The following is a 21,742-nucleotide window of genomic DNA, read 5'->3' on the forward strand; positions in this document are numbered from 1 at the left end:
GCTCGTGGCTGTCGTCGCTCGCTGTCGGTGGCGGAAGTCGGCGATGGCACAACCAGCGCAGACGGATGCTGGGCTCCGTCGTCGGGAGTCAGGCCGTACACGCTGCACTCGTGCGCTGGCCACAGCTGCAACGGGTGAGCGCTCATGCCGAAAACCGGACGTCCGCCCGAATTAATCCATTGCTGCACAAGGTAATTCGCCCTGCAATACCCTGTTGATCGTCGTTCGATCTACGCGGGAGGCATGTGATGGCCGAACGGAAACCGGGACCGGAGAACCCCACCATGCAGATAGTCGACGTATCCCCGACCGAACCAGAACCGGAGACCGCGGCCACGCTGTCGGTGCACTACCGCGACGGCAAACCGGTCTTCGTCGCCACCGGCGGGTCCGTTATCCCGAGCGTCATCGAGGTAGAGGACGTCAACGGCAGCGTGGTCGCTCACTATGTAGTAGACACGACACCGACCGCGCGGGGGGTGCGTGTGAACTTTTGGCAAGGGATCAGCATCTCTGACGAAGATGGGGCAGATCTCGAAGATGGGGCAGATCTATAACGCTGCTCGCGAGGAACAAGGCTCCGAATAGACTCGGCCCAACTCTTCGAGCGAGCACTCGTTACCGCACTCTCATAGCCGCATGGCGCGCGGTTCGAAACTGCTCGTCAAGCAGGAAGACAATAGCGCGACCTTCCTCATCAGCGACGACGGCACATCAACGCTGTTCGGCGAACACGCCGCCCAAATGCCCCGTCATGAGATCGACACCTGGACACCCCTACTCTCCGCGATATGCCACGAGAGCCCTTTCTGTCCCAGCCTCCTCCGGCGAAACCGACGCGCCAGACACTCCCTTCTGAGCCCGAGCCCCAGCCCGAATCGGAGGGGAATACTGCAGGGTTCGAATATCTACCCTCGACCAGTTGCCGTAGTCGGCAACTGGGCCTCGGCAAAGACGGCCTGGCGGAACGGCTTCCGGCTCGAGGGCTGCGTTCGCAAGCTGTGCGTCCACCCAGACGGCACCTCGGACGGATGGATCGCCACGCTACATCGCAACGACCCCCGCACACCATGCCAGTCATGGCCTTGGCCAGCTTAATCACTTAACCACCCAAATACACTGAGGCACAGGGATATCCGCGAATCATCCACCTCGGCCGGCCCTTGCTCGAGGTCAGGGTATCTGCCCGACAGGATGGTCCGTCAACTCCTGCGTACCCACCCCCGCCTGCTCCAGGAAGAACGCCGCAGTCGGTCGCGATCCGCGACCTACCCACCTGGGACCGTCGGCCCACCGCGAGCCATCACGAGGAGATCCTGCACTGGGTGCTCGGATGGGCCCTGATCGACCAGCACACATCATCGAACCCAAACGCGTTGCGCTCGCACTGTGCGCGGCATGGGGAAGCTGTCAGTCCCGGCGCTGCGATATCGCAGTACGCAGCACCGAGACCGCGCCGCGCAGAACCAATCCCGCCGCGACAACCGGGGTCAGCACGATCCACGGGCGGCCTCGGTTGTAGTCGATGTAGAACCGCAGCGCACTGCGGTGATGGTTGCGGACCTTCCGGAACGGCGCGTGGCGTGTCGAGCCGCCCTCGCGGTGGCGGATCTCCACCGTGGGATCGAGCACCACACGCCAACCAGCCGTATCGGCTCATCGGTGCGTCGCCCTTGACGGTGTAGTCGCTGACGAACAAGTGACGGTTGCTGGTGGCCGGCCAACGCCGGGCTCGATAGGTAAGCCAGTGGTAGGCAAGGGTCATCAGCGTTTCGTCCAGGATGATGCGGTGGGTGTGGGCTCGCGCGATGGTGAGGGTGCCGGCGCTGCGGTCGAGGTCATCGAGGTGGAGATTGCGCAGTTCGTCGACACCGAGGGCGTGGATTGCGACCAGGGCGACGGCGAGCTTGTCGCGGGGATGGTCGAGGGGGTCGAGCAGGCGGCGGAGCCGGTCGGTGGGCAGTGGTCTGGGAAGGTGGCGTGCGTAGTGGCGCACGAGGCCGCGGGCGGGGTCGGTGAAGATTCTCTTCTCGCGTTTGAGTCCGCGGAACAGCGATCGCAGCGCGGTGTGTAGGTTGTGCTCGGATCTGCCGCGGTGGGCTGTGACGGTTTACCTCGGGTCAATGACGATAGTCCGGCACTCAGGGTCGGCGTTGGAGCAGTGCCATGGCGGCCGCCCGCAGCTCGTCCCGCCGCCCGCCGGAATAGAGTTCGGCCAGCGCAACCTCGGCCACCATCGCGATCACCAGGTGTGCGACAGCCGCGGGATCGGTCCAGCCGAGCGAGGCCACGTCCGGTTCGATCAGCGTGGCGAAGACCCGGTTCCGGGCATCCACCTCGTCGATCAGATCGGTGTCCGTGCGTGATTGCGCGAGAAAGGCTTTCGTCCCCCGAGTGTGCAGACAGGCATCGAGGTAGGCCGCCATCCCTACCCGCAGCCGCCGTGCCCCCGGCTCGAGCTCCGCGATCGCAGCGGTGATCACCTGGGTCAACTGCTCGTGATAGGCGCCGTGCAGTGCGACGACATACCCGCGCCGATTCGCAAAGTGGTGGTAGAAGCTGCCTTTCGCCATCCCTGCCGCGGCCACCACCGCATTCACCGACAGTCCGCGCAGCCCTTCCCGCTCCGCGACATCGACTCCCGCTGCCAGCAGGGCATTGCGACCTGGCTCGGCTGAACGCGGCAAGGTGGATTCTCACTTCCTCTTTCGCGGGCACTGTCCACCCGCTAACCTGTGACCGACCGGTCGGTCATAGGTTACAGGATAGCCGACGAACCTCTCGACATGGAGACCAACGATGTATTTGGCGAGACTGGGCACTGCCGTTGCCACAGCGTTGACGGCAATCGCGGCCGGCACCGCGACCGCCGCACCCGCCCTGGGGCCCGATCCGACCTACAGCTACCCCAGCGCGGCGGCCGCACAGGCCGCCGATCCCGGCCAGGCGCCACCCGCCGCGAACAACTGGGCCTGTCGGCCCGGCCCGGGCCATCCGCATCCCGTCGTGCTGATACATGGCTTCAGCAATCAGACCCTCACCTGGAACACGATGTCGCCGGTGCTGGCCCGGGAGGGGTACTGCGTATTCAGCCTGACCTACGGCACCAGCTTCCTCGGACCGGTATTCGGTTCCCTCACCCCGATCGAGGACAGCGCGCACCAGGTCGCCGCCTTCATCGACCGGGTCCGCGCGGCCACCGGCGCCGACCAGGTCTCGCTGGTGGGACATTCCAACGGCGGCGCCGTCGCCTTCTACTACCTCAACCATCTGGGCGGTGCGCCGAAGGTCTCCGATCTCGTCAGTATGGCCGGTTCACTCCACGGTTCCACCGTCAGTGGTGCGGCCACGGCGGGCGGAGCGCTGATGGACGTGGTCGGCGCCCACCAGCAGGTGACCTCGATCTGCGGCCCCTGCGCGCTCACTCCCGGGTCACCGTTTCTGCACATCCTGAACCCGGATCCACGGGTGGCGCCCCGAGTGCGTTTCACCGCCATCGTCACCAAGTACGACGAGATCGCGACCCCATACACCACCGGCCTGATCGACGATGCACCCAACGCGCACAATGTCGTCGTGCAGGACTTGTGCCCGACCGACTACACCGATCACCTCGAACTCACCTACGATCCGGTCGCAGTCGCCGTCGTGCGCAATGCTCTGGATCCCGGACACCCGCAGCCGGTTTCGTGTACCACGGTGTTGCCATTCGTCGGTCTCGCCGGCCACTGATCGGATTCGGCGCCTCCACAGCGGTCTTTCGGCCTCAGCCGAGCGAGTCGGATCGCCGACCAGATCGTTTCTCGAGACATAGGCCCACCGGCACAGCGTTGTTCGGTAGGGTTGGCACGAGAGTTGATCCAGCACAACAGAATCCGATGTTCACCACTGCTGACTGCATCGCTTCGTACAGTTGACTGGAACCCGGTGAGCAGGTCCATCGGTTGTGAGAGTCCTGATGCGCCAGAATGTGTGCAGGAGGATCGATTACACCATGCAGCAATGATATTCACGACTGTCCCGCGCTGGGCTTGACCGCAGGACACGCAACCTCGGCGACCGATCACGTGGGATCGATCCGTTGGTGATGAACCGGCTGCTCGCATCGTGATCGTGGGTGGGGACGATGGTCACTGTGTGGCGGGCCAGGTGTGACCGGCCAGATCGACAAGCACCACACTGCCGTCGCCGAACAGGTCGCGGCTGCGGGGTAAAGGTCAGCACCGGTGGTCCGTCGAGGTCGAACCGCTCGAGCGGGCGGTCGCGCAGCGAGTCGCGCACGCCGCCGACCGGAGCGACCGCGCCGCCGGTGATCCAGCGGTATTCCTCGCTGTGCAGGTGAACCGGCAGGCCGGGCAAGAGCGCCGCCGCGATCCCTGCTGCTGCACCTCGACTCACACACGCTCGAGATCGAATCGATGAGCATTCCATCGCCCCACGCTCAGCAGAGCATCCCTCCACAAACCTGCTGGTGGCCGGGGTGGGTCAGGCGATGGAGACGGTGATCGCGCTGCGAATGACGGTGACGTCGAGGCCGGGCAGATGCTGGGCGATCCTTGCGACGATCGGCTGAATATGGCGGTCACGGCGGGCCACGACGGCGACAGTGCGCGAATCGATGACGTGGACGGAAGCGAGATCGCCCACGGTGGCGGCCCGCACGGTGTCCCCCGGAAGGATCGGGGCAGGCAGCGCACGCACCATATCCTGCACCGAGGTGATCACACCGCCCCCACGCAGTCGGGTCCCGACGGACCGATGGATGGCGGGCGGGGACAGAGTCGCGTTGGTCATCGCATTCCTAGCAGTCAGTGAGAAGAACTTCGAATGCAGAGTCTCATCGGGATACCGATTCAGCTACCGCACATGCAAGGCTGTCCGGTCGCAAACGCGCAGGCCAGGGCAATCCTGCCCACATCGCGGAGGACCTATGTCAGCCGAAATCCGGGCTGCGCGCCTGGGCGCCTGCCCGCCTACGCCGATATCAAGATCGCGAGCCTGGTCGTGGGATTCGAGATGAATAAGCGCTGAAGTCGTCCACAATGGCTGCTTCTGCTCGGTGACAAGACTGACCACGGTCCAGGTGGCTGACGCCTTTGCTGGTGCGGTTACGGTCAGGGTGGTGGCGGTCTTGCGTTGCCAGCTAACTGTGGAGTCGGCGGGATGTTCTTCGGAGCTGATCGCCGTGACTGCGGTAATTGTGGCGTGTTCGTCCATCCATTCCTGGCAGGTGGCCCGAGGAATCGGATACGGCTGGTACTGGGCAGCCGCCCGGAGCATGAACAGGGGCGCTGCCCGCCGGGCCGCAATTTCCGGGCCGGGGTCGCCTCGTTCGGGATCCCAGTCGAAGACGGCTTGGACCGCAGCGATTGCCACTGCGGCCGGGTCGCCGCGTTGCAGAATTCCATGGTGCCGGCAGTGGTGGCAGAGATCCGATCCTCGCCCCGGCTGGAATTCCCGGACCGTGGTCGTGCTCGCCGAAGTCGTGGGCCGGGGCCGAGCATGCTGTGAGTCCGACCGCCACGCACAGGGTGGTCAGGGCGGTCGAGCGTCGCCGACTGCGGTTGGGTGATCGTTTGGTGGTCACCGCATCTCCTGAGGTTGGGCGGCCTGTGCCGGGTTAGGTGTCGCGACAGTCGAATTCGATGCTGCTGCCGATGTCGGGGTGAAGTATCGGCGGACGCCGACGATATGGCCGCCGTCGGCGTAGCTCAACTCCTGGAGTCTCGGCGGTGCGTGCGGATCCGCGCACTGTGCGAGGCCGCACGGGATGCGTCGGTGCAGACGATGCCGCGCACGCGTATTAATCGGGGCGGGCCGATCAACTCCTTTGTGTGACACTCCACGTGCGGCGCGTCGAGCCCGCACGAATTCGGCGGTCGGTACCGATCAATGCCCCGATTCGAAACCGTCACACATGGCATCCAGGCCGGAGCGCAGCAGGTGGGCGGGATCGAGCAGATCGCCGCGGCCGGTGCCCTCGAGCGCGGCCAGGGCCGTGGGCGTGGGCCACCGCGGCGTGCCCTCCAAGAGCGCGGACAATCCTGAGGTCTCCTCCGGATCGCCGTCCCGCCGCGCCAGCATCGAGGCGCTGACCTGCTGCAGCGCGATGCCGGCGATGTAGCTCCACACCGACAGGGACATCCGGGTGGCCTCGTGCGGATCGCCGGTGAGCTCGCCGAATCCGTCTACCAGCCACGCCAGGCAGGCCAGGCTGGACGGGCCGAAGTTGTACCTCGGCACGGCGAATGTGAACAGCACCCATGGATGCTCCTGGTACAGCCGCCAATCGATGTCGGCGGCGATGCGCACCCGGTCGCGCCAGGTCCAGCCCGGCTCCGGATCGGGATATGGATTGCGCCGGGCCACCTCATCGGTCATCTCGGCCAGCAGCGCGTCTTTGTTCGGGACGTGCCGGTACAGCGACATCGCACCCGCGCCCATCCGGTCGGCGATGCGCCGCATCGACACCGCGTCCACCCCGGCCTCGTCGGCCAGCGCGATCGCCGCGTCGACGATGGCGGCGCGGGTGAGTTTGGTGTCGGGCTCGCTGCGCGATGTGCCCATATGAACTCGCTTTCGTTTTCCCGACGGGCTGCGTACGCTGTACCCAGATTACCGCGTACGTCGTACGCACGACTCGAAGGATAGGTGATGATCGATATCGACACCGGCGTGCCCGCGACTACGCGGCGCGCCTGGCTGGGCCTTGCCGTGCTGATCCTCCCGGTGCTGCTGGTGTCGATGGACATGTCGGTGCTCTACCTGGCGATGCCGACGCTGACCGTGCACCTGGATCCCGATGCCACCCAGCAGCTGTGGATCCTGGACATCTACGGATTCCTGCTCGCCGGGCTGCTGGTGACGATGGGCAATCTGGGCGATCGGATCGGCAGGCGGAACATCCTGCTGGCGGGGGCGAGCGTCTTCGGGCTGGCCTCGGTGCTGGCGGCCTTCGCCCCGAGTGCGGCGGTGCTGATCGCCGCGCGGGCGCTGATGGGGATCGGCGGGGCCACGCTGCTGCCCTCGAGCCTGGCGCTGATCTCGAGCCTGTTTCCCGATCCGCGCCGCCGCGCCGCCGCGATCGGCATCTGGACGGCCTTCTTCGCCGGCGGCTCCGCGGCCGGGCCGCTGATCGGCGGTCTGCTGTTGCATCAATTCTGGTGGGGCTCGGTCTTTCTGATCAATACGCCGGTGCTGCTGGTGCTGCTGGCGCTGGGTCCTTTCGTCCTGCCCGAACATCGCGAGGCCGCGCGAGGGCCGCTGGATCTGCTGAGCGTAGCGATGTCCATCGCCGGAATCCTGCCGGTGATCTATGCGATCAAACGGATGGCGGCCGAGGGAATCGACGCGCTCGCGGTGGTGCTCGGCGTATTCGGGCTGGTGGTGCTGGTGGCATTCGTGCGACGGCAGCGCCACCTGGCCGAACCGCTGCTGGACCTGAGCCTGTTCCGGCGCGGGCTGTTTCCGGTAGCGATCGGCACCTCGACGATCGGCATGATGGCGCTGGCGGGTTCGAGCTACCTCGTCAGCACCTACCTGCAGTCGGTGGCCGGGAAGGACGTGCTCACCGCGGCGGTGCTGGGTATCCCCGCCGCAGCAGCGGTCTTCGCCTGCTCGATGGGTGGCGCACGGGTGGCCCGGCGCCTCGGCACGCGCGCCGCGTTCGTGACCGCGCTGAGCGCGACGGCCGCGGGCACCCTGATGCTCGTCGGACTCGGCGTCGACGGCGGAATCGGCTGGTACATCGCGGGTTCCACAATCGCGGGGATGGGCTACGGCATCATGTTCACCCTCGTGTCGGAGGTCTCGGTGTCCTCGGTGCCGCCCGAGCGGGCCGGGTCGGCCGTCGGCATCTCCGAGACCAGTTTCGAACTGGGCAACGGCCTGGGCCTGGCACTGCTGGGATCGCTTGCGGCGCTGGTGTTCCGGTCCGGCGGGCACTACGCGCCGACGCTGGGGGAGACGCTGCTGCACGCCGGCGGCGATACGGCCCTCGCGCACGCCGCACGCTCGTCGTTCGTCCACGGGTTGCATGTCGCGACGGCCACCGGCGCGGGTCTGATGGCGATCATGGCGGTGATCGCGGTGTTCGCGGGGCGGCGTCGGGCGGCCCACACGCCGCAGACCAGCACAGCGGACCGCGGTGTCACGAGGTCGTAGGCGGGCTGCTGGGAGATCGTCGAAGACCCGCGGACTCCGCCGATTGGCGGGGACAGGCCGCGGGCGGTGGTGATCACGGTGTGCCGCAGCCGGAGCCGGGCCTCGGGAGGCGGGATCTACTCCACTTTTCGGGCGCGAAGATCACCGCCTGCGCATAGAGTCGAGTCGTGAGTGGAGCGCAGCGGAGCGAACCATGGGTGCAGTCCGCGTCGGGCGCGACGGAGCCGAGCGCCAGCGAGGTGGAGTCGTGAGTGGAGCGCAGCGGAGCGAACCATGGGTGCAGTCCGCGTCGGGCGCGACGGAGCCGAGCGCCAGCGAGGTGGAGTCGTGACCGAGACACCGTCCGGCAACGGACGCCCGCTGGCCGAGCGGGTTGCGACACGGCTGTTGTATCCCACCTTCCGCCCGCGCGAGCACGCCCTGCGCGAGGCGGTGTCGGGGAAGGTCGTGCTCGTCACGGGTGCCTCGCACGGGATCGGGCGCGAGACGGTGCTTCAAGCTCGCCGCGGCCGGGGCGACCGTGCTGCTGGTGGCGCGGTCGATGCAGGAGCTGGAGTCCGTGGCCGCGGAGATCGCGGATGCCGGGGGTGTCGCGCACGTCTACCGTGCCGACCTCACCGACATGGAGGCCACCGATCGGCTCGGGCGCGACCTGCTCGCCGCGCACGGACACGTCGATATCGTGATCAACAACGCGGGCAGGTCCATTCGCCGCGCGATCGACCGGTCCTACGACCGCTTCCACGACTTCACCCGCACCATCGACATCAACTACCTGGGCCCGGTCCGGCTGCTGCTCACCCTGCTGCCCAGCATGCAGGAGCGTCGTGCGGGCCACATCGTGAACATCTCCACCTGGGGCCTGCGGATGCCGCCGGCCCCGGGCTGGTCGGCGTACGCCGCGTCCAAGAGTGCCTTCGACGTGTGGCTGCGCACCGTCGCCACCGAGATCGCCAGTGACAACGTCACCACCACCTCGGTGTACATGCCGCTGGTGCACACCCGGATGAGCGCGCCCACGAACTTCGGCAACATGCCCGGCCTGACCGCCGAGGAGGCGGCCGACGTGGTCTGCCATGCCGTCGTCGCGAAGCCGGTGGAGATCTCGCCGTGGTGGAGCGGGCCGGTGCAGGCGTGGTCGGATATCACGCGCGGTTCCGCGCAGCGCTTCATGTCGCGGACCTTTCGCCGCTGAGCAGGCGGTTATGCTCGGACGCATGCAAGACCCGGACATGCGCGAATGAGTATCGCGACCCTGCTGACCCTGGCCGATTCGAGGCTGCCGATCGGCGGGCACGTGCATTCCGGCGGTGTCGAGGAGGCGGTGACCTCCGGGCTGGTGCGCGATGTGGCGTCGGTGGAGCTGTATCTGCGGCGGCGGATTCGCACCTCGGGGCTGGTGGCGGCGTCGCTGGCGGCGGCGGTCTGCGCGGGGGAGCTGGAACCCGCGCGGGCGGAGGCCGAGGCCGATGCGCGCACCCCCGCACCGGCGGCGCGGGCTGCCTCGCGAGCGCAGGGCCGGGGCCTGCTGCGACTGGCGAAACAGGTATGGCCGCAGCATGATTGGGCCGCGTTGCGATCGCGTCCGCATCAGTCGACCGTATTCGGGATGGTCGGGATCGCCGCGGCTGTGAGCCCACGGGAGATCGCGGCGGTCGTCGTCTACACCACGATGACCGGCGCCGCGACGGCCGCACAGCGCCTGCTGGCCCTGGATCCGGCAGCGGTCGCCGCGTGCACCATACGGCTCGCGGAGCTGTGCGACGCCACCGCCGCCGCGGCGGTGCGCGGCCCGGCCGCGCTGTCCGATCCGCTGCAGGACCTGCTCGCCCAGCGCCATCCCGACCGTGAAATGCCGCTGTTCGCGTCCTAGCAACCGACTCGTCGATGCGGTCGGGTAACAGGCCCGTCATGCGGATCGGGCAGGATGACCGGGCGAGAGGAGTTACCGATATGCCCCCACATCTGATCGACGGTGAACCGCACGATCACGGCCACGACCGCCCCAAGCGCACGCGCACAGCGGGCGAGCCGCTGCGGATCGGCATCGGCGGCCCGGTGGGGTCCGGCAAGACCGCGCTGACCGCCGCACTGTGCCGCCAGCTGCGCGACGAGCTGTCGCTGGCGGTGCTGACCAACGACATCTACACCACCGAGGACGCCGACTTCCTGCGTCGCCACGCCGTGTTGCCGGACGAGCGGATCACCGCGGTGCAGACCGGAGGCTGCCCGCACACCGCGATCCGCGACGACATCACCGCCAACCTCGATGCCATCGACGACCTGATCGATGCCAATCCGCCGCTGGACCTGATCCTTGTCGAATCGGGCGGCGACAATCTGACCGCCACCTTCTCCTCCGGCCTGATCGACGCGCAGATCTTCGTGGTCGACGTCGCGGGCGGTGACAAGGTGCCGCGCAAGGGCGGCCCGGGCGTCACGTATTCGGATCTGCTGGTGATCAACAAGACCGATCTGGCCCCGATGGTCGGCGCGGATCTGGCCGTGATGGATCGCGATTCGGCAAAGGTCCGCCAGGGCCGCCCGTTCGTGTTCACCTCGCTCACAGAGGATCCGGCCGCGTCCCCCGTGCTGGCCTGGGTGCGCGAGCAGCTGCGCGCGGCCGCGGGTTCGACCATTGGACACTGACCTACGCATCGTCGCCCGCCCCGGCGTCCTGCCGCGGATCCACGCCACGGGCGGGCTGGCCGCACGGCACACCGGCCCCGACACGGTCCACCTGATCGGCACGGCCGCAACACCATTGGGCGGCGACCGGCTCGATATCACGATAGTGGTCGAACCGGGCGCCCGCCTGCGCGTGCGCTCGGTGGCAGCGACGATCGTCCTGCCCGGCCGCACGACGCGAATCTCGCACGCGCACTGGCATTTCGCGGTCGGTGAGCAGGCCGAGCTGGACTTCGACCCGGAACCGACGATCGTCGCGGGCGGGGCCGCACACGAATCCGCCGGCACCGTCCTGCTGGCCCCGAATGCCCGCCTGCGCCTGCGCGAGCGCATCCAGATCGGCCGCACCGGCGAGGATTTCGGCCACTGGCGTGGCGACCTGATCGCCGATATCGCGGACACGCCCCTGCTCCGGCACCGCCTGGAACTCGGCATGGACGCACCCGCCGACGACGCCCTCTGCGCGCCCCGGGCGTTGACCAGCGTCCTGTGCTATCCCGACGACACTCCGTCGCGCACAAGCGGTTTGGATTCGGCGTTACTCGAGCTCGCCGCAGGCGGCACCCTGTACACGTGGACGGGTCCCCGGCTGTCGGACGAACCTGTCGACAACGCCGGCCTTCGTGTCGCTGCTTCGGCGCTCGTTAAGGAATCGCCCGGTCGCCGTGAGCCCACCACGACCGGGCACGGCTATGCCTGATCCGGCTGTGCCGCAATCGGATTCGATCACCGCGCACCCAGCGCCACACCGCGATCGCCCGGCCGCGGCAACCGTCGACAGCACGGCCACCCCCACCCGAACATCTGGTAGCCGGTCAGGAACACCAGGATCGGCGCCGCGGCGTCGACCAGGTGTCGTGCGCCACCACGCACGATGATCGTGCGTGCCAGCGTCTTTGCCGCGCTGCGCACCCCGGCCGGCCCGGGCGAGCGCTCGGGCCGGCCGGTGCGGGCTCCCATTCAGCGGGCGGGACGCGGGCCGACGATCGAGGCCCGCTCCATGACCCGGATCCGGGGCCAGTAGTCGCTGGCGGCGTAGTGCTGCACCGCGCGGTTGTCCCAGAACGCGACGGTGTCGGGCTGCCACTGCAACCGCGCCTGGTGCTCGGGGGCATCGGCGGTGCGGCACAGGCGATCGATCAGTGCCCGCCCCTCCTCGAGGTCCATGCCCTCGATCCGGTCGGTGAACACCCGGTTGACGTAGAGGTGCTTGCGGCCGGTGACCGCGTGCGTGCACACGACCGGATGCAGGACGGGCGGATACTGCGCGCGCATCTCCTTGCGCTTCTCCTCGTCGAGCATATGACCGAACGCACGGGTGAAATCGTGTACGGCATCGAGGTTTTCGACCAGGGCGCGGGTGTCGAGGTCGAGGGCGTCGTAGGCGGCGTACATGTCCGAGAACAACGTGTCGCCGCCGATCGGAGGCACCGAGATCGCATGCAGGACCGCGCCCATCGACGGCTGCTCCCGCCAGGTCACGTCGTGATGCCACGCGTTCTCGAATCCGCTGACCTGCGCGCTCTTTTCGAACCGCACCAGCTCCGGCTGACCGGTGTTGGACGGGATGAACGGGTGGACCTCCAGCGTGCCGAACCGGCGGGCGAAGGCCACCTGCTGTTCCGGGGTGAACGGCTGGTCCCGGAAGAACAAGACCTTGTACTCGTGCAGTGCCTGACGCAGTTCGACCACTACCGAATTCGGGAGCTCGGCGGTCAGATCCACCCCGGAGATCTCCGCGCCGATCGTCGCGGCCACCTGGCGGGCATCGAAATGCTCCCACTGCAGTCCGGCCAGCCGATCGCGCTCGGCGGCCATATAGCTGAACGGCCCCGACCACACCGGGTAGCCCGGCAATTGGACCGGCTGAGCACCGAATCCGGCAGCGGGATCTTTGTCGACAACGACTGTCATCACAACCTTCTTCCTCGAATTCCGGGATGTAGTCGTTTGACTACACTTGCGTGTTCATCACTGTAGTCGCGTGACTACACAGGGCACAACTGTGGGTTCTCTAAGGCGACCTACTGTCCGGACCCCGAGGCGGAGACGCTGCGTATTCCCTTCGACGACCCGGTCGGGAAGACGTAGATTCGCATCGGGAACGCCGGTGCCGTCCGCCCTGGGGCAGGAATGACAATCGACGCCGAGAAGATCACCCCAGGGGCAACGCGATGTACCGGGTGCGCCGGCCCCGGGCATCCAGCACGTGACCGAGACGCTTGTAGGTGCGCATGACCGCCTGGCGGCCGACGACCGTGCTGCCCGGCGCGAGCCGCGCGAGGACGCGCTCGTGGTCGCGGACCTCGAGATAGTTCCGCACCCACAGGGTGACCAGCAGATTTTCCGCGCCGATCACATGGGCGCTGACCCGGCAGGCGGTCAGGTCGGCGAAATAGCGGCCGACGGTGGCGATATCGTCGGCCGGCACGTTGAGCAACAGCGTGACCTCCCGGAACCCTGGGCTGGCGTCGGAGGAGGCGTCACAGCGCAGGGCCACGTAGCCCGCGTCGAGGATCCGGTCCAGCCGCCGCCGCACGGTCTGCGGTGAGATACCGCACTCCTGCGCCAGCGTGGCCAGGCTCGCGCGGCCATCGTGCGTCAACGCCGCCAGCATGGCCCGGTCGACCCGATCGGGGGAGAAGCCGGGAGACGCGGTGTGCGGGGGCGTCGTCAGGCTCCTGGTCTCGGACGGTTCGAGCACCCCGCTGCGCCACTCGGTGGCCTGCCGGTACACCTCCGCGGTGAAGAGCACATCGCGACGGATCACTCCGGGCAATCGCGCGAACGACGCGGTGACGACGTCGGTGAGCTCCGCCGGGGACGAGGCGAAGCAGTCCACCAGGATGTCGTACCGCCCGGACACCAGCGACACGGTGGCGAAGGCAGGCTCCTCGCACAGCTGCTCCAGCAGCGCCTCATGCGCGTTCGGTGTGGCCGCGATCTGCAGAAATGCCGACCAGCCGGCCGCCAGATAGCGGGGCCCGGGGGCCGGGGTGACCCACGCGAGGCGCGCGTCGTGCAACGCCGCCCACCGCCGCGAGACGGTGGCCGCGGACGACCCGAGCACCTGGGCCAGCGCGTCCCAGCCGATGCGCGGATTGACCTGGAGGGCACCGATGATCTCGAGATCGATCTCGTCGAATGTGGATGAATCCTGCACTGTCCTGCCTTCGATGGCTGATTCCCATCAATTCTTCGCGTTATGCAACCTCGACCATACGGTGTGATCCACCTCATGAATCGGGCGCCCGGCTCCGCGAGCTTGCCGAGCCGGGTGTCGAGGAAGTACGAAGGAGTCGACATGGTTCGCAATCTTCCGGCCGCAGTGGCGCCGCCGGTCGGCCGCACGATAGCCACAACCCTCGCGGCGATGGCGGTGATCGAATCGCTCAGCGGCGTGACGCAGGGCTATCTGAATCCGATCCTGCCCGCGCTCGGCCCCGTCTTCCGCATCGATGACCCCGCCATCAACGGGCTGTTCCTGATCTCGAATGTCAGCTTCGCCGTGCTGACGCCGATCCTGTCCCGGCTGGGCGACAGCTACGGCTACCGCCTCGTGCTGCGCTGGTCAACCCTGGTGGTCGCGCTCGGAGCCCTGCTGATGGCCGTGCACCCCACCCTTCTCACGGTCACCGTCGGGGTCGTTGCGCTCACCTGCGTGGTCGGATTCATCCCGCTGATGATGGGCATCATGCGCGCGGCCGCCCCGGCGCATACGCGCACCGGAGTCAGCGTGCTGATCGGCATCCTGATGATCATGGTGGGCTGCGGCGGCCTGCTCGCCGGCATCGTCAGCGAGCACGATCCCACGCTCGGCTTCTGGGTGGCGGTACCATTCGCGGCCGCCGCGGCGATCTGCTCGTTCGTCATCCCCGATGCCGGCACACCCTCGCGCGAGCCGCTCGCCGTGCTGCCGCTGGGCGCCTGCTCGCTGGGGCTGATCGGCCTCGTGGTGGCGCTGTCCATGGGACCCGACTGGGGCTGGGCCGATCCGAAGACGCTCGGGTCCGGTGTGGCCGGCGTGCTGCTGCTGATCGCGTGGATCCGCATGGACCTGCGTTACGCGCATACCCCCGGGCGCCGCTTCCTCGATCTGGGCATGTTGCGAATCCGGCGGCTCAGCGTGGTCACCGGCTCGACCTTCCTGTTCGGCTTCGCATCGATCAGCTACTTCGGGACCAACGACATATTTCTCCACGCGGACCCGGCCGACGCCGGCTACGGCTTCCGGATGTCGTCGTTCGCCATCGCGCTGGTGCTGGCGCTCACGTCCATCGGGTCGCTGCTGACATCGGTCTCCACCGCTCGCCTGCTCGCGCGATTCGGTGATCGCAGCGGCTTCGTCGTCGCCGGTGTGCTGCTCGCGGGCGGCTTCGCGACCATGGCCCTGGGGCACCGGTCCCTGGCGTTGTACATCGTCGGCTTCACGTTCTTCAACCTCGCCCTGGGCACGTATCAGGCCGCTACCCGCGCGCTGTCGGTGGAGGCGGTGCCGGTGCACGAGACCTCGTCCGCGGCGGGCCTGAACGAGCTCGCCCTGTCGGTGGGCATCGCGGTCGGCGCCGCGGTGGTGCGCATGCTGTCCGCGGCGTTCGTCTCCGGGACCGGGCGGATCACCGAGACCGGGATGCTGTCGATCTGGGCGGTCCTCGGGGTCGCCGCCGCGTTCGCCGGCGTCATCGGTGCGGCGTACCCGCGAGCGATGAAGACCGGTGCGGCGGAGATTCCGGCATGACCGTCGACGTCCCGGGCGTACCCCTGCACATCGCGGAGGGCATCACCGAACGGCTGTCCCAGGTGCGCTCGTCGATCCTGACCCTCAGTCATGCCCTGCACGCCGATCCCGAGCTCGGCGGCCAGGAGGAACGCGCGGTGCGTCGCGTCCGCGAGCTGCTGCTCGCCGAAGGTTTCACGCTCGATGCCGAACAGCCCACTGCCTCAACGGCATTGAGCGCTCGATCGGGCGACGGCGGCCTGACGGCCGCACTCTGCGTCGAGTACGACGCGCTACCCGGCATCGGACACGCCTGCGGGCACAATGTGAACGCCGCCGCCGCGGTGGGCGCCGCGCTCGCGCTCGCGGTCGTCGCGGAGCCGCTGGGGCTGACGGTCAAGGTCCTGGGCACCCCGGCCGAGGAAACCACCGGCGGCAAGGTGGACCTGCTCGAGGAGGGCTTCTTCGACGACGTCTCCTTCGCGATGATGGCCCACGCCGCCGCCGTCGACGCGGTCGGCGGGACCTCGCTGGCCATGTCGCAGTGGGACGTGCTCTACCGCGGCCGACCGGCCCACGCCGCCACCGCACCGTTCGACGGTGTGAACGCGCTGGACGCCATCACTGTGGCTCAGACCGCCATCGGCCTTGCGCGACAGCAGCTTCCACCCGGGGTCGTCGTCTCGTTGATCGCCGTCGAGGGTGGCAGCGCCACGAATGTCATCCCCGACCGCGCCCGGCTCGAGATCGAGGTGCGCGCTCCCGACGCCGCGACCCTGCGAGCGGTCGAGTCCCGGGTGCACGGCTGTCTCGCCGCGGGGCAGTGTGCCACCGGCGCGGAGTTGACGGTGAGCAGGACCGGCAATGCTTTCGCGGACCTGCGGCAGGACCAATTCCTTTCCGGCGCATACCGGAATGCGATGCGCAGTCGTGGCCGGACCGTGGCGGTGACCACCGACGCGATCGCCTCCACCGACATGGGCAACGTGTCCCATGTCGTGCCGGCCATTCATCCCCTCCTCGGCTACGACGTCCACGGCGCCGCCCACCACACCGCGGCCTTCGCCGAGCACGGCGCATCGGATTCCGCGGACCGGGCCGTCCTCGACGGCGCCTTCGGCCTCGCCATGGCCGCGGCGGCGGCGGCCCTGGATCCGATACAACGAGGCCGGCTCACATCGAACGGCGGACAGGTTACCCCGGGCCGCGGTAGGTCGAGGTCGGCAGGCCGGTGACGCCCAGGGTGGCGCGGAAGAGTGCGCCCGCCGCCGGTTCGGCGTTGTCGCCCAGGCCGTTTCGGGATGTCGTGATGTAGAGCTCGTTCAGGTTCGGGCCACCGAAGGTGCAGGCGGTGACCTGGGCGGCGGGGAGGTGGATGATGTCGAGCAGGGTGCCGGTGGGGGAGTACTGATGGACCGCGCCGCCGTTCCAGAGGGCCACCCAGATGTTGCCGTCGGCGTCGACGGTCAGGCCGTCCGGGGAGCCGGACTCCTCGGGAATCCGTACTGCGGTTCTGCGGTGGGAGAGGCCGGATTCCGAATCGTAGTCGAAGGCGTCGATGCACTGGGTGGGGGTGTCGACGTAGTACGCGGTGGTTCCGTCCGGGCTCCAGGCGAGGCCGTTGGAGATGGTGACCCCGTCGAGCACCGCGCGGGTGGTGCCGTCGGGGTCGAGCCGATACAGGGCGCCCGCGCCGGATGCCGCGTCGTATCCCATGGAGCCGCAATAGAACCGGCCGTCCGGATCGCAGCTGCCCTCGTTCATCCGGATGCCGGGATCGGACCAGAGTTCGGGCAGTGGCGTGACGGTGTGAAAATCGTTGTCGGCCAGAGCGAATCCGCGCTCGATCGCGATCACCACGCCGCCGTCCGCGCGCGGGCGCAGGGCCGCGGCCACCGTGCCGACCCCGAGTCGGCGGATCTCGCCTGTGCGGGAATGGAGTTCGAGCACGTCACCGGCGAGCATGTCCACCCAGCGGAGGCCGGGCCAGCCGTGGTGCCATACCGGGCCTTCACCGTGATCGGCGACCGGCGCGGTGATCTGTTCTGCGAGAGTCACGGGCGTAGCAGCACTTTCACCGAATCGCCGTCGCGCAGCGCCTGCAGGGCCATCGAAACCTCCTCGAGCGGGAACTCCCGCGACATCAGCGGGGCCGGATTCAGCGCTCCGGCGGCGAAGGCACGCACCGCGTAGGTCCACGCGCGCGAGGGTGCGCCGAATACGGTGTGCACGGTGATCTGGTCGAGCACCAGATCGGACGGTGAGATCGGGTCCGCCGGCCCGGCTGGAATGCCGGTCAGCACCGCTCGCCCGCCCCGGCGCACCAGCCCGATCGCCAGCCGCGCGGTCGCCGTGCCGCCCGCGGCCTCGAGCACCGCATCGTAACGCGCGCCAGAATCGGTCGGGTGCGTCGTGAAATGCGTTGCGCCGCATAGCCGGGCGAGAGGTTCACGCTCCGCCCGGCGATCGATGACGGTGAGCGCCCCCGGATACACAGCCGCCAGCAACTGCGTGGCCAGCAGCCCGAGGGTACCCGCGCCGACCACGGCGACCCGCTCGCCGGGCTGTACGGCGATCTTCAGACATGCCGCTGCGACACACGCCGCCGGCTCGAGCGCCGCGGCGGCCCGCAGATCGGCCGCATCGGGGAGTACATGCAGCAGCCGCGCGGGCAGGGTGAGGTAGCCGGCCCAGGCGCCGGGATCGGTGAATCCGGTCTCCGCGTAACCGCTCACACACAGATTGGTATCCCCGCTACGGCAGGCGTCGCAGCGCAGGCACGAGCGAAAGCCCTCGCCCACAACCTTTTTGCCGACCAGACCGGGCGCGACATCCGGGCCGACCGAGTCCACCGTCCCGGACCACTCGTGTCCCGGCGTCACCGGATAGGACACATACGGCGCGGGCCGGGTTCCGGCTACCACCTCCAGATCGGATCCGCAGATACCCGCCCACGCTACCCGGACCAGCGCCTCTCCCGGCCCGGGCTCGCGCGGTGCCATCTCCGCGACCCGCACCTGCCCCGGCGCGTCGACGTATACCGCCCGCGGGGACATCAGCGGGCCGCTCGGTGAAAACGGTTGCGGCACAGCACCACCGAGTGCCTGCGCGACGTAAATGAGCTCGGCGTCGGGTACGGAATCCGGCGGACGTCCGGGCGGAGTTCGGAGTGGAGGTGCTCGGCCGACCGCTGACTACCGGCATCCACGTGTGCGTGGGACATCATCTCGGGACCTCGGCATTCGCAGCCGGAACCGGCACCGCCAACCCCTTCGCCGCCCGCTCGGAGGTGGTCGCATCCGGGTCCAACCGGTGCAGCAGATCCAGCCCGATGCGCGCGCGGCGCACCCGCTCGCGGCCCAGTGCCACCGCGGTCGCCTCGAGATGCGTGCCGCTGGGGTAGATGTTCGGGGCGTTGCGCAGCCCGAACTTCAGATACACCGGCGCGGCGACGCGCACGATCTCGGCGATCTCGTAGTGCCGCACGAATCCGCCCTGATCGTCGGGGGCCTCGATGTAGATGTCCAGCGGAATGTCGACCGCGGCGCGGATCGTGGCCAGCTGGGACAGGCTCAGGTCGGTGGGGACGTTGTAGGTGTCCGCGCCCAGGTCCTGCGCGATCCGGATCGACGCCGGATTCGCCAGGCCCATCTGGACACTGATCTTGAATTGCAGATCGGCGGGCAGGTATCCCTCCGCGCGCATCCGCGCGGCGGTGGCCAGCACTCCGATATCGGTGATCAGCACGCTGCGCACCCCGAAATCGGCTGCCCGCTCGATGTCGAGCAGGCATTGGGTCAGCTGCTCGGCACCGCGGGCCTGCGCGGCGAGGGCACCCGCGCCGGACGCCAGCGCCGCGGCCCCCGTGGCCCATCCGGCCAGCGGCCGCGCGAACAGGCTCACCTCGACCGCGGCCCGCGCGCCCAGGGCCGCCATCGCCGCGAGCTCGGTATCGGTCAGCAGCATGACCCCGCTGCCCTGGGAGATCCGGTGCAACAGCACATCTCGCGCCGCGGCCTCCTGCAGAACCGCCTCCAGCACCGCGGGCCCCTCCACACTGGGGATTTCGACGCGGTACTGGGCGCCGTCGGGAAAGCGCTTCGTGCTCGACGCCGGGGCGGGACCGTCCGCTTCGGGAAAACCCCCGGCCCGCAGGAAATCTCGTACTCGTCCGGGCATGTGCTACTCCGTTCGGGCCGCCATCGCCGCGGCGGTGGTCTCGATCAATTGCCTACTCGCCTTCGCGGCGGCCTCGGGTCGGTGGCGGCGCACCGCATCCAGGACCGCCCGATGCATCGGCAGGGTGCGCTCCACCCCGCCGGGCAGCTCGCTGGTCGCCTCCAGCCCGTGCTGCAGTCCGGTCTCCAGGAGCCGCCCGAGCTGTTCCACCAGCTGATTTCCGCTGGCACGCAGCAGCGCCAGATGGAAGGCGAGGTCCGCGGCGACGAATTCGGCAGAGTGCTCGGGCAGCCGGGTCGCATGCTCGGCCATCGCGTCGTAAGCGGTGGTCATGGCGGCGATCTGGGCCGCGTCCACCCGCTCGGCGGCCAGGCGCGCGGCGCCCGGCTCGACGATGAGCCGGAGCTCGAGCAGGTCGCGCACGAACGACGAATCGGTGCTGTGCCAGCCGATCACCTCGGGGTCCATCAGATTCCAGGCCGAACGCGGCAGCACCCGGGTACCCACCCGCGGCCGCGGATCCACCAAGCCCCTGGCAGCCAGCGCCTTCACGGCCTCCCGCACGCCGCCCCGGCTCACGCCCAGCTCGGACGCGAGGTCGGATTCGTTGGGCAGCTGGGCGTTCTCGGCGTAGACACCCGAGACCACCCGTGCCCCGAGCAGGTCCACCACGCGCCCGTGCATCGTGCGATGCCTGCCCAGCGGGCCCGCCAAATTGGTCATGACCAAATCATCGAATGATTGGATGGTAAATGTCAAAGCGCTGTACCCTTCGGTTCGACTGCACGACAGGAATACTGATGAAGATCACCGGATTGATCACCCACGTCCTGGGCACGGCGTGGCGCAATCTCACCATCCTCGAGGTCCAGACCGACGAGGGCGTGACGGGGCTGGGCGAGGTCCGCATGCTCAACCACACCGACGCGCTGCTCGGGTTTCTGGCCGAGGCCACCGTCAATCACATCCGCGGCAGCGATCCCTTCGAGGTGGAATCGCTGGTGCACCGGATGATGCGCCTGGACTACGCGCGGGCCGGAGAGATCGCGATGTCCGCGCTCGCCGCGGTCGAGATCGCCTGCTGGGACATCCAGGGCAAGGCGCTGGGGGTCCCGGTGTACCGCCTGCTCGGCGGTGCGGTGCGCGAGCGCATCAAGGCCTACGCCAACGGCTGGTACCAGGTGGAGCGGACCGGCGAGCAGTTCGCCGCGGCCGCGAGCCGGGTCGTCGAGCGCGGCTACCGGGCATTGAAGCTGGATCCGTTCGGCGCGGGCATGTTCGAGCTGGACAATGCCGAGACCGCGCGCTCGCTCGAGCTGGTGGCGGCGGTGCGCGACGCGGTCGGGCCCGACGTCGAGATCATGATCGAGATGCACGGCCGGTTCAATCCGGCCACCGCGATCCGCTTGGCCGGTCTGCTCGAACCGTACCGTCCGGCCTGGCTCGAGGAGCCGGTGCCGCCGGAGAATCTGAGGGCGCTGGCGAAGGTGGCCGAGCACACCGACATTCCCATCGCGACCGGCGAGCGCATGCACACCCGGTTCGACTACCGGGAGCTGTTCGAGCTGCAGGCCGCGGACATCCTGCAGACCGATATCACGCATTCCGGCGGGCTCTGGGAGGCGAAGAAACTGGCGGCCACGGCGGAATCGCACTACATCCTGATGGCCCCGCACAACGTCGGCGGACCCATCTCCACCGCCGCGAACCTGCACCTGGCCGCGACGACCGTGAACTTCAAGGTGCAGGAACATTTCAACGATTTCGCCGATGTTTTCGTCAAGGAATGCTGCCCGGGCCTGCCCGAGGTCGTCGACGGGTACTTCCCGCTGCCGCAGGGGCCCGGTCTGGGCATCGCTCTCGATCACGAGAAGCTGGCGGACCATCCGCGAAAGCCGGTGAACTTCAACCTGTTCAGCACCGGCTGGGAGCGCCGCCAGGCGGCCGATGACTGAGTTTCGATCCGGTCCGGCGCGGCCGGACGACACGAAGTAC

At 68.4% G+C, this 21,742-nt stretch carries 22 protein-coding genes; 11 read left to right on the forward strand and 11 right to left on the reverse strand.

Annotation, left to right across the window (positions count from 1 at the left end; translation table 11 throughout):
* Positions 1 to 248 precede the first annotated feature (248 nt).
* Positions 249 to 557, forward strand: coding sequence for a hypothetical protein (locus tag KO481_RS10450; RefSeq protein WP_215916858.1), 309 nt, complete (start codon positions 249 to 251; stop codon positions 555 to 557).
* A gap of 853 nt (positions 558 to 1,410) precedes the next feature.
* Here the strand turns inward: KO481_RS10450 and KO481_RS10455 are convergent.
* Positions 1,411 to 1,635 (reverse strand): hypothetical protein, encoded by a 225-nt coding sequence (locus KO481_RS10455; RefSeq protein WP_245400729.1) that lies wholly within the window; start codon positions 1,633 to 1,635, stop codon positions 1,411 to 1,413.
* A gap of 112 nt (positions 1,636 to 1,747) precedes the next feature.
* Here KO481_RS10455 and KO481_RS10460 point away from each other — a divergent pair, with 112 nt between their 5' ends.
* Entirely contained in the window at positions 1,748 to 2,074 is a 327-nt protein-coding gene (locus KO481_RS10460; protein ID WP_215916859.1) for a hypothetical protein, read from the forward strand.
* 67 nt (positions 2,075 to 2,141) lie between these two features.
* Here KO481_RS10460 and KO481_RS10465 read toward each other — a convergent pair whose 3' ends face one another.
* Complete coding sequence (locus KO481_RS10465; protein ID WP_215916860.1) at positions 2,142 to 2,687, reverse strand: TetR/AcrR family transcriptional regulator; 546 nt, start codon at positions 2,685 to 2,687, stop codon at positions 2,142 to 2,144.
* Between the two features lie 112 nt (positions 2,688 to 2,799).
* Between KO481_RS10465 and KO481_RS10470 the strand changes: the two genes are divergently transcribed.
* Positions 2,800 to 3,732: an esterase/lipase family protein gene (locus KO481_RS10470; protein WP_215916861.1), complete on the forward strand. Its 933-nt coding sequence runs from the start codon at positions 2,800 to 2,802 to the stop codon at positions 3,730 to 3,732.
* A gap of 753 nt (positions 3,733 to 4,485) precedes the next feature.
* Here the strand turns inward: KO481_RS10470 and KO481_RS10475 are convergent.
* Together KO481_RS10475 and KO481_RS10480 are read right to left on the reverse strand one after the other, a co-directional pair.
* Positions 4,486 to 4,794, reverse strand: a complete 309-nt coding sequence (locus KO481_RS10475) for a hypothetical protein (RefSeq protein ID WP_215916862.1) — start codon at positions 4,792 to 4,794, stop codon at positions 4,486 to 4,488.
* Positions 4,795 to 5,889: 1,095 nt separating this feature from the next.
* Positions 5,890 to 6,567: a TetR/AcrR family transcriptional regulator gene (locus KO481_RS10480; protein WP_215916863.1), complete on the reverse strand. Its 678-nt coding sequence runs from the start codon at positions 6,565 to 6,567 to the stop codon at positions 5,890 to 5,892.
* Between the two features lie 87 nt (positions 6,568 to 6,654).
* Here KO481_RS10480 and KO481_RS10485 point away from each other — a divergent pair, with 87 nt between their 5' ends.
* From KO481_RS10485 to KO481_RS10505, 5 genes are all read left to right on the forward strand, one after another.
* Entirely contained in the window at positions 6,655 to 8,163 is a 1,509-nt protein-coding gene (locus KO481_RS10485) for an MFS transporter (protein ID WP_215916864.1), read from the forward strand.
* A gap of 460 nt (positions 8,164 to 8,623) precedes the next feature.
* A complete protein-coding gene (locus KO481_RS10490; protein ID WP_308166488.1) occupies positions 8,624 to 9,358 on the forward strand; it encodes an SDR family NAD(P)-dependent oxidoreductase in 735 nt (244 codons plus the stop codon).
* Positions 9,359 to 9,403: 45 nt separating this feature from the next.
* Positions 9,404 to 10,036, forward strand: coding sequence for an urease accessory protein UreF (locus KO481_RS10495; protein ID WP_215916865.1), 633 nt, complete (start codon positions 9,404 to 9,406; stop codon positions 10,034 to 10,036).
* An 80-nt stretch (positions 10,037 to 10,116) separates the two neighbouring features.
* The gene (gene ureG, locus KO481_RS10500; RefSeq protein ID WP_215916866.1) at positions 10,117 to 10,812 is read left to right on the forward strand and encodes an urease accessory protein UreG; all 696 of its coding nucleotides are present in this window, start codon (positions 10,117 to 10,119) and stop codon (positions 10,810 to 10,812) included.
* The gene (locus tag KO481_RS10505; protein ID WP_215916867.1) at positions 10,802 to 11,551 is read left to right on the forward strand and encodes an urease accessory protein UreD; all 750 of its coding nucleotides are present in this window, start codon (positions 10,802 to 10,804) and stop codon (positions 11,549 to 11,551) included. Before ureG ends, KO481_RS10505 begins: the two co-directional genes overlap by 11 nt.
* Before the next feature lie 26 nt (positions 11,552 to 11,577).
* Here KO481_RS10505 and KO481_RS10510 read toward each other — a convergent pair whose 3' ends face one another.
* The 3 genes from KO481_RS10510 to KO481_RS43870 form a co-directional block, all read right to left on the reverse strand.
* Entirely contained in the window at positions 11,578 to 11,811 is a 234-nt protein-coding gene (locus tag KO481_RS10510; protein ID WP_215916868.1) for a hypothetical protein, read from the reverse strand.
* The gene (locus KO481_RS10515) at positions 11,812 to 12,765 is read right to left on the reverse strand and encodes a TauD/TfdA dioxygenase family protein (protein ID WP_215916869.1); all 954 of its coding nucleotides are present in this window, start codon (positions 12,763 to 12,765) and stop codon (positions 11,812 to 11,814) included. It lies immediately after the preceding gene.
* Between the two features lie 241 nt (positions 12,766 to 13,006).
* Positions 13,007 to 14,014: an Lrp/AsnC family transcriptional regulator gene (locus KO481_RS43870; RefSeq protein ID WP_215916870.1), complete on the reverse strand. Its 1,008-nt coding sequence runs from the start codon at positions 14,012 to 14,014 to the stop codon at positions 13,007 to 13,009.
* Between the two features lie 141 nt (positions 14,015 to 14,155).
* Between KO481_RS43870 and KO481_RS10525 the strand changes: the two genes are divergently transcribed.
* Both KO481_RS10525 and KO481_RS10530 read left to right on the forward strand, forming a co-directional pair.
* Positions 14,156 to 15,589 (forward strand): MFS transporter, encoded by a 1,434-nt coding sequence (locus tag KO481_RS10525; protein ID WP_215916871.1) that lies wholly within the window; start codon positions 14,156 to 14,158, stop codon positions 15,587 to 15,589.
* Complete coding sequence (locus KO481_RS10530; RefSeq protein WP_215916872.1) at positions 15,586 to 16,803, forward strand: amidohydrolase; 1,218 nt, start codon at positions 15,586 to 15,588, stop codon at positions 16,801 to 16,803. The genes KO481_RS10525 and KO481_RS10530 overlap by 4 nt, the downstream gene beginning before the upstream one ends.
* Here KO481_RS10530 and KO481_RS10535 read toward each other — a convergent pair.
* From KO481_RS10535 to KO481_RS10550, 4 genes are all read right to left on the reverse strand, one after another.
* Complete coding sequence (locus KO481_RS10535) at positions 16,763 to 17,626, reverse strand: SMP-30/gluconolactonase/LRE family protein (RefSeq protein ID WP_215916873.1); 864 nt, start codon at positions 17,624 to 17,626, stop codon at positions 16,763 to 16,765. The genes KO481_RS10530 and KO481_RS10535 overlap by 41 nt on opposite strands.
* Entirely contained in the window at positions 17,623 to 18,657 is a 1,035-nt protein-coding gene (locus KO481_RS10540) for a zinc-dependent alcohol dehydrogenase (RefSeq protein ID WP_215916874.1), read from the reverse strand. The genes KO481_RS10535 and KO481_RS10540 overlap by 4 nt, the downstream gene beginning before the upstream one ends.
* A 133-nt stretch (positions 18,658 to 18,790) precedes the next feature.
* Complete coding sequence (locus KO481_RS10545; RefSeq protein WP_215916875.1) at positions 18,791 to 19,747, reverse strand: U32 family peptidase; 957 nt, start codon at positions 19,745 to 19,747, stop codon at positions 18,791 to 18,793.
* A 3-nt stretch (positions 19,748 to 19,750) separates the two neighbouring features.
* Positions 19,751 to 20,470, reverse strand: a complete 720-nt coding sequence (locus tag KO481_RS10550; protein ID WP_215916876.1) for a FadR/GntR family transcriptional regulator — start codon at positions 20,468 to 20,470, stop codon at positions 19,751 to 19,753.
* A gap of 77 nt (positions 20,471 to 20,547) precedes the next feature.
* Between KO481_RS10550 and KO481_RS10555 the strand changes: the two genes are divergently transcribed.
* The gene (locus KO481_RS10555) at positions 20,548 to 21,702 is read left to right on the forward strand and encodes a mandelate racemase/muconate lactonizing enzyme family protein (protein ID WP_215916877.1); all 1,155 of its coding nucleotides are present in this window, start codon (positions 20,548 to 20,550) and stop codon (positions 21,700 to 21,702) included.
* The last annotated feature ends 40 nt before the right edge of the window (positions 21,703 to 21,742 follow it).

The sequence above is a fragment of the Nocardia albiluteola genome, assembly GCF_018860155.1.
Lineage (GTDB): Bacteria > Actinomycetota > Actinomycetes > Mycobacteriales > Mycobacteriaceae > Nocardia > Nocardia albiluteola.

Bases quoted from the DNA above. Each gene is read 5' to 3' on its own strand.
- KO481_RS10475 (WP_215916862.1), bottom strand. From the start codon at position 4,794: ATGACCAACGCGACTCTGTCCCCGCCCGCCATCCATCGGTCCGTCGGG.
- KO481_RS10545 (WP_215916875.1), bottom strand. From the start codon at position 19,747: ATGCCCGGACGAGTACGAGATTTCCTGCGGGCCGGGGGTTTTCCCGAA.
- KO481_RS10550 (WP_215916876.1), bottom strand. From the start codon at position 20,470: ATGACCAATTTGGCGGGCCCGCTGGGCAGGCATCGCACGATGCACGGG.
- KO481_RS10495 (WP_215916865.1), top strand. From the start codon at position 9,404: ATGAGTATCGCGACCCTGCTGACCCTGGCCGATTCGAGGCTGCCGATC.
- KO481_RS10470 (WP_215916861.1), top strand. From the start codon at position 2,800: ATGTATTTGGCGAGACTGGGCACTGCCGTTGCCACAGCGTTGACGGCA.
- KO481_RS10480 (WP_215916863.1), bottom strand. From the start codon at position 6,567: ATGGGCACATCGCGCAGCGAGCCCGACACCAAACTCACCCGCGCCGCC.
- KO481_RS10555 (WP_215916877.1), top strand. From the start codon at position 20,548: ATGAAGATCACCGGATTGATCACCCACGTCCTGGGCACGGCGTGGCGC.
- KO481_RS10525 (WP_215916871.1), top strand. From the start codon at position 14,156: ATGGTTCGCAATCTTCCGGCCGCAGTGGCGCCGCCGGTCGGCCGCACG.
- KO481_RS10450 (WP_215916858.1), top strand. From the start codon at position 249: ATGGCCGAACGGAAACCGGGACCGGAGAACCCCACCATGCAGATAGTC.
- KO481_RS10510 (WP_215916868.1), bottom strand. From the start codon at position 11,811: ATGGGAGCCCGCACCGGCCGGCCCGAGCGCTCGCCCGGGCCGGCCGGG.
- KO481_RS10485 (WP_215916864.1), top strand. From the start codon at position 6,655: ATGATCGATATCGACACCGGCGTGCCCGCGACTACGCGGCGCGCCTGG.
- ureG (WP_215916866.1), top strand. From the start codon at position 10,117: ATGCCCCCACATCTGATCGACGGTGAACCGCACGATCACGGCCACGAC.
- KO481_RS10530 (WP_215916872.1), top strand. From the start codon at position 15,586: ATGACCGTCGACGTCCCGGGCGTACCCCTGCACATCGCGGAGGGCATC.
- KO481_RS10515 (WP_215916869.1), bottom strand. From the start codon at position 12,765: ATGACAGTCGTTGTCGACAAAGATCCCGCTGCCGGATTCGGTGCTCAG.